Origin of the sequence: Micromonospora sp. NPDC048871 (assembly GCF_043198155.1) — a bacterium.
Classification (GTDB): Bacteria; Actinomycetota; Actinomycetes; order Mycobacteriales; family Micromonosporaceae; genus Micromonospora.
In genome coordinates this window covers 167,287-179,874 of the sequence record NZ_JBICUM010000001.1, presented here as the reverse complement: position 1 = coordinate 179,874, position 12,588 = coordinate 167,287, and the positions used below count along the sequence as shown (strand labels likewise).

Below are 12,588 nucleotides of genomic sequence, written 5' to 3'. Positions count from 1 at the left end.
CGCATCCCCCACCTGCCTGCTCCTCCCACACCCCGCTCTCCCGTACCCCTCTTTCTCCCCGTCGATCTTGCACTTTTCGTCGCGGCAAAAGCCGCATAGTGGATCTTTTCGGTGACCAGAAGTGCAAGATCGCGGGGTGGGAGTGAGGGCGCGAGGGGGTGGGGCGCGGGGCGTGGGTCAGGGGTGGGGGAGGAGGGGGGTGAGCATGGTGGTCAGGTGGGTGCGTTCGGCGGTGTTGTCGGTCAGGGCCAGGGCGGCGCGGTAGGCGTCGGCGGCTTCGGCCGGGCGGTTCAGGCGGCGGAGCAGGTCGGCGCGGATCGCCGGCAGATAGTGGTAGCCGGCCAGACGAGGGTCCCGGGCCAGGGTGTCCACCTCCGCCAGGGCCGACTCCGGCCCCTGCACCATGGACACCGCCACGGCTCGGTTCAGGGCGACCACCGGGGAGGGCCAGCGGGCCAGCAGCGCGTCGTAGAGCCGGAGGATCTGCGGCCAGTCGGTCGCGGCGTAGCTGGGCGCGTGGGCGTGCAGCGAGGCGATGGCGGCCTGCAGCGCGTACCGGCCCGCCCGTCCGGTGCGCAGGGCTTCGACCACCAGGCCATGACCCGTACCGATGGCGCTCCGGTCCCAGCGGGAACGGTCCTGGTCCTCCAGTCGTAGCAGCCGGCCCTGGTCGTCGGTGCGGGTGGCCCGGCGGGCGTCGGTGAGCAACAGCAGGGCGAGCAGCCCGCCCACCTCGGGCTCCTGGGGCATCAACTCCCGCAGCATCCGGGCCAGGTGCAGGGCCCGGTCCACCAGGTCGGCGCGGACCAGGTCGCCGCCGGTCGGCGCGGTGTGCCCGGTGGTGAAGAGCAGGTGTACGACGGTGAGCACCGCGTCCAGCCGTTCGGGCAGTTCGGCGGAGTCCGGTACCCGGTAAGGGATCCGGGCCGCTGAGATCTTCTTCTTGGCCCGGGTGAGTCGGGCCGCCATGGTCGACTCGGAGACCAGGAAGGCCCGGGCGATGTCGAGGGTGCTGACCCCGCAGACCAGACGCAGGGTGAGGGCCACCTGCGCCTCCCGGGCGAGCGCCGGATGACAGCAGGTGAAGACCAGCCGCAGCCGATCGTCCGGTACGGCTACCTCGTCGGGCGTCTCCGGCTCGACCGCCTCCGGCTCGACCGCCTCCGGCTCGACCGCCTCCGGCTCCACGAGCAACGGGAGCTTGGTGCGCAACACCTGCCGTCGGCGCAGTACGTCGAGGGCCCTGCGGCGGGCGATGGCGGTCAGCCAGGCACCGGGCTTGTCCGGTACGCCGTCCCTGGTCCAGGTGCCCAGTGCGGCGACGTACGCCTCCTGGACGCATTCCTCGGCCAGGTCCAGGTCACCGGCGACCCGGGCGGTGGCGGCGAGCACGAAGACCCACTCCCGGCGATGCGCCTCGACCAGTGCCTGACCGGCGGCGCTGAGATCGCCCGGCGCGGCGCCGGTGGGATCGCGCGGGGTGGCGCCGACCGCTCCCGGTAGCGCGGCACTGCCGGACCCGGCGGGTTCCGCGCGGTCGTTCACTCCGTCGGGGCGATGAACAGGGGCCGGACCTCCACCCCGCCGTGGATGGTGGCCGGGTTCAGCTTGGCGATCTTCAGTGCCGTCTCCCGGTCGGGCGCCTCCAGCACGAAGAATCCGGCGACGACCTCCTTGGCCTCGATGAAGGGGCCGTCGGTGACGAGGTCTCCGCGTACCGCGGCGGCGGTGGTGCTCGGTTGCAGCGCGAAGCCGGTGAGGATCTGCCCGCCCAACTCGGTCACCTTCGCCGGATACTGTTCGAGTAACGCTACGTAGTCGGGGGTCAGCTCCATCGGGTCGGCCGGTGCCGGCGAGTAGATCAGTACTGCGTACTGGGGCATGGGTCCTCCTTGGATCGCTGTTCATCCTCGGCGTAACCCGCGCGGGAGGCCAGCGCGAATCGGTCCGGGTGGAAAGATCTCCACCGATCCACCCACGCGTTCAGCTCGACAGGGCAGCGCCACGCTGGTCAGCGCATCGGGTACGGCTGCCTAGACTGCCGCGGTGAGCGGAGAGCGACGGCCCTTGGCGGGGCGACCCCTGACCGAACCGCATCCGTCCCGGCTGTCGCCGGAGCATCCGGAGCGGGAGCGGATCCTGGCCGCCCACGCCGCCGCCCTGGCCGCCGGTGACGCCGGGTACCCGGACCCGGCCACCGGCCTGTTCGTACTCACCGCCGGCTTTCTGGCCCGGCGAAGCACCTGCTGCGGCCGGGGCTGCCGGCACTGTCCGTACGTGACCTGAGGGCCGGCCTCAGGCTGCGGCGACGAACACCCGGGAGGCCACCTCACGGGGCAGCCGGATGATCTCTCCGGAACGGTCGATGGAGACCCCGTCGCGTTCCTGGGCCACCGTGACGGTGGCACCGGGGTCCACCCCGGCGGCGTGCAACTGCCGGAGCACCTCCGCGTCGGTCTGCACGCTCTCGCAGATCCGCCGGACGACCACCTGCCCGGTCAGGCCCGGGAAGGCCAGGTTCCGCTCGCCCTCGACCGGCTCCGGCTCGGTCTCGCCCGGTGAGCCGAGATCCTCCAGGCCGGGGATGGGGTTGCCGTACGGCGACCGGGTAGGCCGGTTCAGCAGGTCGTAGACCCGCTTCTCGACCGCGTCGCTCATCACGTGCTCCCAGCGGCAGGCCTCCTCGTGGGCCTCCTCGTAGGGCATCCCGATGATGTTGACCAGCAGCAGTTCGGCGAGCCGATGCTTGCGCATCACCGAGACGGCCGTGCTGCGGCCCAGCGGGGTGAGGCTGAGATGGCGGTCGCCCTCGACGGTGAGCAGGCCGTCGCGCTCCATCCGGGCGACGGTCTGGCTGACGGTGGGGCCGCTCTGGCGCAACCGTTCGGCGATCCGGGCGCGCAGCGGCGGTACACCCTCTTCCTCGAGTTCGAGGATCGTACGCAGGTACATTTCGGTCGTATCGACCAGGTCGTGAGACTTCATGGTGTCAGCGGCCCTCCAACGATCGATGGTACCCTGCCGCACCTTCGACACCTGTCGCCGAACCGCAGCCAGGCTCACCGATGGTGTTGACTGGGCGACATGTCCGCTACCGATGATCTTCTGGTGGAGGCGGAGCAACTCGCCGCCGAACTTGCCGCGGTCGACCCGCCCACCCTGCTCGACGTCCGCTGGCGGCTGACCGGTCCGCCCGGCCGGGCCGACTACGCGGCGGGACACCTGCCGACCGCGGTCTTCGTCGACCTGGACACCGCCCTGTGCGGTCCGCCGGGACCGGCCGGTCGCCACCCCCTGCCCGACCCGGCCGCGTTGCAGTCCGCGCTGCGGGCCGCCGGGGTGCGGGCCGGTCACCCGGTGGTGGTGTACGACGGCGGTGACGGCATGGCCGCGGCCCGGGCCTGGTGGACCCTGCGGTGGGCCGGACACCGTCCGGTACGCGTCCTGCACGGCGGCTTCCCGGCCTGGTCGGCGGCCGGTCTGCCGGTCAGCACCGACGAGCCGGACCCGGCGCCGGGGGACGTGACTCTCACGCCGGGGGCGTTGCCGGTGCTGGACGCGGTCGGCGCCGCCCGACTGGCCGCGGCCGACGAGGGGGTCCTGCTCGATGTGCGTGCCGCCCCCCGGTACCGGGGCGAGCATGAACCGATCGACCCGGTCGCCGGGCATGTGCCCGGTGCGGTCAACCTGCCCGCCCCGGAGTACGTCACCGAGGGGCGGTTCGGCGCTGCTGCGGCCCTGCGCGACCGGTTCATCGCCGCCGGGGTGAGTCCCAGCGCGCCGGTCGGGGCGTACTGCGGCTCCGGGGTGACGGCCGCGCAGGCCGTGCTGGCGCTGCATCTGGCCGGTCGACCGGACGCCGCGCTCTATGTCGGCTCCTGGAGCAACTGGGTGGCCGACCCACAACGGCCGGTCGCGGTCACCCCACCGTCGGGCCCCTGACCGTGCCTGCCGACCCCTGACGCCCGGCTGGTTGCGTGCGACCATGGTCAGATGTCCGAAGACACGGTGGTGGTGTGGGACGAGTCCCTGCTCGCCTACGACCTCGGTGACCACCCGCTTGACCCGGTGCGGGTGGAGTTGACCATCGCACTGGCCCGGGAACTGGGTGTGCTGCAACGGCCCGGGGTACGGCTGGTCCGGCCGTGGCCGGCCGACGAGGCGCTGCTCACCCGGGTGCACGACCAGCGTTACCTGGACGCGGTCCGGATGGCCCCCCGCGAACCGTACTTCTCCGGCTTCGGCCTGGGCACCTCGGACAATCCCATCTTCGACCGGATGCACGAGGCCAGCGCGTTGATCGCGGGCGCCTCGGTGGCCGCGGCCGAGGCGGTGTGGTGGGGGCAGGCCCGCCGGGCGGTCAACGTGGCCGGCGGCCTGCACCACGCCATGGCCGGCCGGGCCGCCGGGTTCTGTGTCTACAACGACCCGGCGGTGGCCATCGCCCGCCTGCTCGACCTCGGTGCCCAGCGGATCGCGTACGTCGATGTCGATGTGCATCACGGCGACGGGGTGCAGCAGATCTTCTGGGACGACCCCCGGGTGCTGACCGTCAGCCTGCACGAAACCCCGCTGGCGCTGTTCCCCGGCACCGGCTTTCCCGACGAGACCGGCGGCCCGGGCGCCGAGGGCACCGCGGTCAACGTCCCGTTGCCGCCCGGTGTCTCCGACGCCGGTTGGCAGCGCGCCTTCCACGCGATCGTGCCGTCGGTGCTGCGGGCCTTCCGCCCCCAGTTGCTGTTCACCCAGTGCGGCGCGGACGCCCACCGCAGCGATCCCCTGGCCGACCTGCATCTGTCCGTCGACGGTCAGCGGGCCACCTACCTGGCCCTGCGGGCCCTCGCCGACGAACTGTGCGAGGGGCGCTGGGTGGCCACCGGTGGCGGCGGGTACGCCCTGGTGGAGGTGGTGCCCCGGGCCTGGACCCACCTGCTGGCGGTGGCCACCGGGGCGCCGCTGGACCCGGCCACCCTGACCCCGCCGGCCTGGCGGGCGTTGGCCGCCCAGCGTCGGCCCGGCACGGAGGTGCCGGTGCGGATGACCGACGACGTCGATCCGGGGTACGAGCCGTGGCAGCCCACCGGCGAGCCGAACCCGGTGGACCGGGCGATCGCGGCGACCCGCAAGGCGGTCTTCCCGTTGCTCGGCCTCGACCCGCACGATCCGCGCGACTGAGTCGGCCAGGGGAGGGCCGCCCGAGGTGACCACAGCAGAACATGCCATCGACGTCCTGCTCAGCGATGGCGCAACGGTCCAGTTGCGACCGATCCAACCGTCGGACGCCCCGGCGATCGTCGCCATGCACGCCCGGTTCTCCGAGCGCACCCGGTACCTGCGCTACTTCTCGCCGTACCCCCGCATTCCCGAGCGGGACCTCCAGCGGTTCGTCAACGTCGACCATGTAGACCGGGAGGCCTTCGTGGTGCTGGCCGGCGAGCGGATCGTCGCGGTCGGCCGCTACGAGCGGCTCGGCCCGGCCGCACCCGACGCCGAGGTGGCCTTCGTGGTGGAGGACGCCTACCAGGGGCGGGGGATCGGCTCGGTGCTGCTGGAACACCTGGCCGACGCCGCCCGCCGGGCCGGCATCGTCAACTTCGTCGCCGAGGTGCTGCCGGCCAACGGCGCCATGTTGCGGGTCTTCGCCGACTTCGGCTACCAGGTGCAGCAGCAGTTCGCCGACGGGGTGGTGCACCTGACCTTCCCGATCGCTCCCACCGAGGCGACCCTGGAGGTGCAGCGCGGCCGGGAGCAGCGGACCGAGGCCCGCTCCATCGCCCGGCTGCTGGCCCCCCGGGGTGTGGCCGTCTACGGGGCCAGCGCGACCGGCCAGGGGGTCGGCGCGGCCGTACTCGGGCACCTGCGGGACGGGGGCTTCACCGGCTCGGTGGTGCCGGTGCATCCCCACGCGACCCGGGTCGCCGGGCTGCCCGCGTACCCCTCGGCGGCCGACGCGGGGCTGCCGGTGGATCTGGCGGTGGTGGCCGTGCCACCGGAGTCCGCCTCCGAGGTGGTCGCGGACGCGGCCAAGGCCGGGGTGCACGGCCTGGTGGTCATCTCCGCCGGCTTCGCCGAGGCCGGGGTGCAGGGTGCGGCCGCGCAACGGACCCTGGTCCGGGCGGCCCACGCGGCGGGCATGCGGGTGATCGGCCCGAACTGCCTGGGGGTGGCCAACACCGACCCGACCGTACGCCTCAACGCCACCCTGGCCCCCCGCCTGCCGGTGCCCGGCCGGGTCGGCATCTTCAGTCAGTCCGGTGCCTTCGGGGTGGCGCTGCTGGCCGAGGCGGATCGACGTGGCCTGGGTTTGTCCAGCTTCGTGTCGGCCGGTAACCGGGCCGACGTGTCCGGCAACGACCTGTTGCAGTACTGGCAGGACGACCCGGCCACCGACGTGATCATGCTGTACCTGGAGACCTTCGGTAACCCGCGCAAGTTCGCCCGGCTGGCCCGGCGCATCGGCCGGGACAAGCCGGTGGTGGCGTTGGCCTCCCCGGCCCGCCCACCCGGGGTGGGGGACTCCGTGGGCCCGGACGAGGCGGCCGTCAGCGCCCTGTTCGCCCAGTCCGGGGTGATCCGGGTGGACACCGTGGCCGAGTTGCTCGATGTCGGGGTGCTGCTGGCCAACCAGCCGCTGCCGGCCGGTGACCGGGTGGGCATCGTCGGCAACTCCTCGGCGTTGACCGGGCTGGCGGCGACCGCCTGTATGGCCGCCGGGCTGACCGTCGCGGTGGGCTACCCCCGGGACGTCGGTCCACGGGCCAGCGCCTTCGACTTCGCCGAGGCGCTGGCCGCCGCCGCGCAGGACGAGAACGTCGACGCCCTGGTGGCACTCTTCGCCCCACCCCTGCCTGGCCAGCTGACCGGCACCGAGGCGGACTTCGCGGCCACCCTGCCGGTGGCGTTGACCGCCGACAAGCCTGCGGTGGCGACCTTCCTGGTCGGCCGGACCCCGGCCGGAGTGCCCGCCTACCCGAGTGTGGAGGAGGCCGTCCGCGCCCTGGCCCGGGTCACCGCGTACGCCGACTGGCTGCGCCGACCCCCCGGGGTGCTGCCCGAACTGTCCGACGTCGACCCCCAGGCGGTGCAGGCGGCGTTGCGCGGGGACGGAGCCGACAGCGCGGCCCTGCTCGCCGCGTACGGCATCGAGGTGATCGAGTCCGTGCCGGCCGATTCGGCCGGGGAGGCGGTCGAGGCGGCGACCCGGCTCGGCTTCCCGGTGGCCCTGAAGGCCGCCGCCGCCGGTCTGCGGCACCGCCTCGATCTCGGCGCGGTACGGCTGGATCTGGCCGACCCCGCCACCGTGCGCCGCACCTATGCGGAACTGGCGACGACCTTCGGCAACCAGGTGCTGGTGCAACCGATGGTCCCGCCCGGGGTGGCCTGTGTGGTCGAGGTGGTGGAGGATCCGGCCTTCGGTCCGGTGGTCGGTTTCGGGCTGGGTGGGGTCGCCACCGAGTTGCTCGGCGACCGGGCCTGGCGGGCTGTCCCGCTGACCGACCGTGACGCCGCCGAACTGGTGGACGCGCCGCGCGCGGCACCCCTGCTGCACGGGCACCGGGGAGCCGATCCGGTGGACCGGGGGGCCCTGATCGACCTGCTGTTGCGGGTCGGACGGTTGGCGGACGAACAGCCCCGGGTCCGTTCCCTGACCCTGAACCCGGTACTGGCCCGGCCGGACGGTTTGTCGGTGCTGCACGCCAGTGTCGGGGTGGGCTCCGCGGTAGCCCGCCCCGACACTGGCCCCCGTCGACTGTGAAGCGGCGGCGCGGCGGCACCCGCGATCGATCAGGCCCGGCTGGAAATCTGTTGCACCGCCCAGGCGTTACCGTCCGGGTCCGCGAAGTGGATGAAGCCGACATTGTCCAGCGGGTCCGGCACCGGGTGCGGGTTCTCGCCCAGCACCTGGATCTCGCTGACCTCGACGCCGCGTTCGAGTAGTTGGGTCCGCGCCTTGTGCAGGTCCGGTACGACGAGCTGGAGTCCCTTCAGCGACCCCGGCGGCATCTGCGGCACCGCGCCCTTGCCGATCACTATCGAGCAGCCGGAGCCCGGCGGGGTCAACTGCACCAGCCGGATGTCGTCGTTGATGACGGTGTCGTGGTCGACCGTGAAACCGAGTTGGTCGGCGTAGAAGGCCTTGGCCCGGTCGAGGTCCGAGACCGGTACGACGACCACTTCCAGTGTCCAGTTCACGGCTTCACTCCCAGTGTTGTCGCCAGCAGTTCGGCGAGTCGGATGTAGCTCTCGGTGACGCCGCGGGCCATCGGGTAGCGCAGGACCGTGGCCCGCCCGCCGGGGTGGCGAAGCGCAGCGTGGTGGTCACCGTGGTGCGCCCGGCCAGCTCGGTGAAGTCGTGGTCGACCACGGTCTCCCCGGGGTACGACTGATCGTCGAACAGTTCGGTGTAGACCAGCCGGCGGGGCTGGGTCAAGCCGACACGACGATGTCGGCCCCGGCGAAAGCACCGGGGCCGACATCGCAGTTCACCTCACCCGCTCAGCAGGCGTACGCCTCCAGCCGCTGGGCCCGCTCCGGGGCCCGCAGCTTGAGCAGCGTCACCTTCTCGATCTGCCGGATCCGCTCGCGGGACAGGCCGAACTCCCGGCCGACCTCGTCCAGGGTGCGCTGGCGGCCGTCGTCGAGCCCGAACCGCAGGCGGATCACCGCCTGCTCACGCTGGGACAGGGTGGCCAGCACGATGCTCACCTCGTTGCGTAGCTCGCCCTGGCCGGCTTCGTCGGCGACCATGGGGTCGACGGCGGCGACGAAGTCACCCAGGGCACTCTCACCGTCCTCGCCGACGGTCTGGTCCAGACTCACCGGCTCCCGGTCGTACGAGATCAGCTCGATCACCTGGAACTCGGGCACGTCGAGGGCCCGGGCGATCTCGGCGACGGTGGGTTCGCGGCCCAGCGACACCGCCAGCTCGCGGCGGGCCCTGACCATCCGGTTGACCTGCTCGACCATGTGGACCGGGATGCGGATGGTGCGGGCCTGGTCGGCCATGGCGCGGGTGATGGCCTGTCGGATCCACCAGGTGGCGTAGGTGGAGAACTTGTAGCCCTTGGTGTAGTCGAACTTCTCGACGGCGCGGATGAGGCCGAGGTTGCCTTCCTGGATGAGGTCGAGGAAGGCCATGCCGCGACCGGTGTACCGCTTCGCGATGCTGACCACCAGGCGGAGGTTGGCCTCCAGCAGGTGGTTCTTCGCGGCCTGCCCCTCCTGCACGACCACCGTAAGGTCGGCGCGCAGCTCGGCGGAGACCGGAGTGCAGGTGCTCAGCTTCTCCTCGGCGAAGAGCCCGGCCTCGATGCGCTTCGCCAGATCGACCTCCTGGGCGGCGGTGAGCAGCTTGGTGCGGCCGATGCCGTTGAGGTAGGCGCGGACCAGGTCGGTGGAGACGCCGCGCTCGTCGGTGGCGTCCAGGTCGGTCAGGGTGTCGATGCCGGGCTCGGCCTCGATGCCGACGCGCGTCTGGTGCTCCATCATCTGCAGACCCATCTCCGTCTCCCCGTTTCGTCCGTGCGGTGTTGCGTGGCCAGTTCTGCCGGTGACACACAGCTTGGCGGTCGGGGCGTAAAACGGGAGTGAGGCGATCGAGAACCTGACAGCACCACATCGGTCGGATCGGTTGATTCGCCCGGTTCGGGTTGCTCACTCCGGTTACCGTGCCTGCGGTCGGGCCGACCAGGTGGTCTGCCGAGGTGGGACAGAGACGTTCGAGTGACGGAGGCAACGGTGGTCTTCAAGCGACTCATGCAGGCGATGGGAGTCGGTGGTCCCACGGTGCAGACGGTGTTGGCGAATCCGAACTGTCGGCCGGGAGGCCAACTGGAGGGCACCGTCACGGTCGGCGGCGGCGACCACCCGGTGGACATCTCGTACGTGGCGCTGGGGTTGCAGACCCGGGTCGAGGTGGAGAGCGGTGACAGCGAGTACTCGACCAACCAGGAGTTCCACCGGCAGCACGTCACCGGGGCCTTCCGGCTGGAAGCCGGACAACGGCACGACATCCCGTTCCGCTTCGAGGTGCCCTGGGAAACCCCGGTGACCGAACTGTACGGACGGCACCTGACCGGGATGACCATGGGGCTGCGTACGGAGCTGGAGGTGGCCCGGGCCGTCGACTCCAGCGACCTGGACGCGGTGGCGGTGCACCCCCTGCCGGCCCAGGAGCGGCTGCTGGAGGCGTTGCTGCGGTTGGGTTTCCGGTTCGCCCGGGCCGACCTGGAACGGGGGCACATCTACGGCGTGCACCAGACCCTGCCGTTCTACCAGGAGATCGAGTTCTATCCGGCCCCGCAGTACGCCGGCGCGATGAACCAACTGGAGGTCACCTTCATCGCCGACCCCCGACAGGTGCAGGTGGTGTTGGAACTGGACAAGCGCGGCGGGCTGTTCACCGAGGGTAGGGACGTCTTCGGCCGGTTCACCATGGACCACGCGACCCTGGACCAGACCGACTGGGCCGCCCAACTCGACGGCTGGCTGCGGCAGTCCCTGCGACGCCGAGGACTCTTCGGCTGATCTCCCGGGCCGCCCCCACCGCCCCGGATGAGGGCGGCCCGGTCGTCAGAGGTCGAGCAGGATGGTGCGGGGGCCGACGTTGACGCTCTCCACCAGCATGTGCGCCCGGAAGCGACCGGTGTGGACCTGGGCGCCACGCTGACGCAGCGCCTCGACGACCGCCTCCACCAGGGGCTCGGCCACCTCGGCCGGGGCCGCAGCCGTCCAGGAGGGGCGGCGCCCCTTGCGGGCGTCGCCGTACAGGGTGAACTGGCTGACCACCAGGATCGGGGCGGCGACCTCGGCGGCGGAGCGTTCCTCGTCGAGGATCCGCAGCTCATGCACCTTGCGGGCCATCGTTCGGGCAATTTCCAGGGTGTCGGTGTGGGTCACCCCGACCAGCACCAGCAGCCCGTCGGTGATCGCACCGACCACCTCGCCGTCGACCGTGACGCTGGCCCGTCCGACGGTCTGCACCACCGCGCGCACTAGGCCGCCACCGGCTCGATGAAGCCCCGCTCCACCAGGTGCGCCACGATTGGGCCGGCGGCCTCGGCCAACTCCTCGACGGCGACGTCGTGCGCCACGGCGAGCAGGGCGAGCTGGTCCCGCAGCGGTAGCCGCCCGTCGGCCCCGCCGACCAGGGCCAGCACCAGGGGGTCGATCTCCTCGCTCCAGCGCAGCCCGCGCGGCATGGTCAGGACCTGACGATCCACCCCCCAGCCCTCCTCGCCCATGGTGGCCTCCTGGTGCAGCCGCAGCCCCTCGGCGGCGCGGTAGCGGGCGGCCAGCAGGCCCTCGGTGCCCTGCTGCCGCAGCCAGTCCTGCCGGTCGAACCAGGTGGCGATGCGCTCACCCAGGGGCGACTGCACCCGCTGGCGCAGATCCTCGACCCGTACGACCGGGTCGTCGTGGCCACTTCGTCGCAGCGAGACGATGCCGAAGCCGATCGCCTCCACCTTGTGCGCGTCGAACCAGTCCAGCCAGTCCGCCATCCGCTGGGGGTCGGCTACCTCACCGACGTCGGTGAGCCACAGGTTGACGTACGCCATCGGGTCGGCCACCTCGCGCTGGATGACCCAGGCGTCCAGCCCGGTGTCGGCGAACCAGCCGGTCACCCGCTCCGCCCAGTCCTCGCCGGTGACGTGCACCCAGTTGGCCAGGTACTGCATGGTGCCGCCCTCGGTGAGCAGGCCCGGCGCGGCGGCGGCCAGCTCGGCGCCGATCGCGTCACCCACCCGGCCGGAGTCGCGGTACACGTGGGTGGTGATGCCCGGCCCGACCACGAAGGGCGGGTTGCTCACCACCAGGTCGAAGCGGCGCCCGGCCACCGGCGCCACCATGTCCCCGCGCAGCAGCTCCCAGTCCTGGCCGTTGAGGGCCGCGGTGGTGGCGGCGAAGCGCAGGGCCCGCCGGGAGACGTCCGTGGCGGTGACCCGCCGGGCGTGGGTGCTCAGGTGCAGGGCCTGCACCCCGGAGCCGGTGCCCAGATCCAGGGCGGTCTCCACCGGCCGTCGGACGGCGGCGCCGATCATGGTCTGGGTGGCCCCGCCGATGCCGAGCACGTGTTCGGCGTGCAGCGGGCGGCCGGGGCGGGCGCTGGCCGGCACGTCCGCCAGCACCCACCAGTCGTCCTCGTACGGTTCCAGGTCCAGGCCCATCCGCAGACCCTCGCCGTGCCGTTCGACCAGTCCGGCCTCCAGCGCCTCGGCGATCGACAGCGGGGCCAGGGCCGCCGCGACGGCGGCCTCCGGCTCGGTCTGCTCGCAGATGAACATCCGGATCAGGGTGGCGAGCGGATCCCGGTCGGTGGTGGCGCGCAGCGCGGCTCGGAAGTCGTTGCGGGCCACCCCACCGGTCGCCGTCGAGCCGAGCCGGGCGGCGATGCCGTTGGCGGTGAAGCCGGCGTTGGTCAGCGCGGTCCGCAGGGCGTCGACGCCGGCGGGGGAGAGCAGCATGTCGTGTCCGTCCACCCTGTCATCCTGCCTGGTCGCACCGCCCTCTACTGCTAGCACCCGTGACATCTGAAGTCAATCGATGCACATCTCTGTTATATCCATCGATCTAGCGCTAGCATCTCCT

Annotated in this window: 13 protein-coding genes; 5 read left to right on the top strand and 8 right to left on the bottom strand. The window is 72.2% G+C overall.

Going from position 1 to position 12,588, the window contains the following annotated elements; all coding sequences use genetic code 11:
• Window positions 1-177: 177 nt before the first annotated feature.
• Together ACGFIK_RS00870 and ACGFIK_RS00865 are read right to left on the bottom strand one after the other, a co-directional pair.
• Complete coding sequence (locus ACGFIK_RS00870; protein ID WP_393337653.1) at window positions 178-1,425, bottom strand: RNA polymerase sigma factor; 1,248 nt, start codon at window positions 1,423-1,425, stop codon at window positions 178-180.
• A 116-nt stretch (window positions 1,426-1,541) separates the two neighbouring features.
• Window positions 1,542-1,883, bottom strand: coding sequence for a YciI family protein (locus ACGFIK_RS00865; RefSeq protein ID WP_327022120.1), 342 nt, complete (start codon window positions 1,881-1,883; stop codon window positions 1,542-1,544).
• Between the two features lie 163 nt (window positions 1,884-2,046).
• Between ACGFIK_RS00865 and ACGFIK_RS00860 the strand changes: the two genes are divergently transcribed.
• Complete coding sequence (locus ACGFIK_RS00860; protein ID WP_327022119.1) at window positions 2,047-2,286, top strand: DUF5522 domain-containing protein; 240 nt, start codon at window positions 2,047-2,049, stop codon at window positions 2,284-2,286.
• Between the two features lie 9 nt (window positions 2,287-2,295).
• Here the strand turns inward: ACGFIK_RS00860 and ACGFIK_RS00855 are convergent, their stop codons facing one another.
• Window positions 2,296-2,985: a metal-dependent transcriptional regulator gene (locus ACGFIK_RS00855; RefSeq protein WP_327022118.1), complete on the bottom strand. Its 690-nt coding sequence runs from the start codon at window positions 2,983-2,985 to the stop codon at window positions 2,296-2,298.
• Between the two features lie 99 nt (window positions 2,986-3,084).
• Between ACGFIK_RS00855 and ACGFIK_RS00850 the strand changes: the two genes are divergently transcribed.
• The 3 genes from ACGFIK_RS00850 to ACGFIK_RS00840 are packed head-to-tail and all read left to right on the top strand — an operon-like array spanning window position 3,085 to window position 7,756.
• A complete protein-coding gene (locus tag ACGFIK_RS00850; protein WP_327022117.1) occupies window positions 3,085-3,942 on the top strand; it encodes a sulfurtransferase in 858 nt (285 codons plus the stop codon).
• 51 nt (window positions 3,943-3,993) lie between these two features.
• On the top strand, window positions 3,994-5,175 hold the full coding sequence (locus tag ACGFIK_RS00845) for an acetoin utilization protein AcuC (RefSeq protein ID WP_327022116.1): 1,182 nt from the start codon (window positions 3,994-3,996) through the stop codon (window positions 5,173-5,175).
• 25 nt (window positions 5,176-5,200) lie between these two features.
• The gene (locus tag ACGFIK_RS00840) at window positions 5,201-7,756 is read left to right on the top strand and encodes a GNAT family N-acetyltransferase (RefSeq protein WP_393337071.1); all 2,556 of its coding nucleotides are present in this window, start codon (window positions 5,201-5,203) and stop codon (window positions 7,754-7,756) included.
• A 29-nt stretch (window positions 7,757-7,785) separates the two neighbouring features.
• Here ACGFIK_RS00840 and ACGFIK_RS00835 read toward each other — a convergent pair whose 3' ends face one another.
• The 3 genes from ACGFIK_RS00835 to sigB all read right to left on the bottom strand — a co-directional run bounded on the left by ACGFIK_RS00835 (window position 7,786) and on the right by sigB (window position 9,501).
• Window positions 7,786-8,193, bottom strand: coding sequence for a VOC family protein (locus ACGFIK_RS00835; protein ID WP_327022114.1), 408 nt, complete (start codon window positions 8,191-8,193; stop codon window positions 7,786-7,788).
• Between the two features lie 4 nt (window positions 8,194-8,197).
• A complete protein-coding gene (locus ACGFIK_RS00830; RefSeq protein ID WP_393337068.1) occupies window positions 8,198-8,431 on the bottom strand; it encodes a hypothetical protein in 234 nt (77 codons plus the stop codon).
• Window positions 8,432-8,496: 65 nt separating this feature from the next.
• Window positions 8,497-9,501 (bottom strand): RNA polymerase sigma factor SigB, encoded by a 1,005-nt coding sequence (gene sigB / locus ACGFIK_RS00825; RefSeq protein WP_393337064.1) that lies wholly within the window; start codon window positions 9,499-9,501, stop codon window positions 8,497-8,499.
• Between the two features lie 237 nt (window positions 9,502-9,738).
• On the opposite strand from sigB, the gene ACGFIK_RS00820 reads away from it, so the two are divergent.
• A complete protein-coding gene (locus tag ACGFIK_RS00820) occupies window positions 9,739-10,527 on the top strand; it encodes a sporulation protein (protein WP_327027209.1) in 789 nt (262 codons plus the stop codon).
• Window positions 10,528-10,572: 45 nt separating this feature from the next.
• Here the strand turns inward: ACGFIK_RS00820 and dtd are convergent, their stop codons facing one another.
• Together dtd and ACGFIK_RS00810 are read right to left on the bottom strand one after the other, a co-directional pair.
• On the bottom strand, window positions 10,573-10,995 hold the full coding sequence (gene dtd, locus ACGFIK_RS00815; RefSeq protein ID WP_393337061.1) for a D-aminoacyl-tRNA deacylase: 423 nt from the start codon (window positions 10,993-10,995) through the stop codon (window positions 10,573-10,575).
• Window positions 10,995-12,479 (bottom strand): methyltransferase, encoded by a 1,485-nt coding sequence (locus ACGFIK_RS00810; RefSeq protein ID WP_393337060.1) that lies wholly within the window; start codon window positions 12,477-12,479, stop codon window positions 10,995-10,997. Before ACGFIK_RS00810 ends, dtd begins: the two co-directional genes overlap by 1 nt.
• Window positions 12,480-12,588 lie beyond the last annotated feature (109 nt).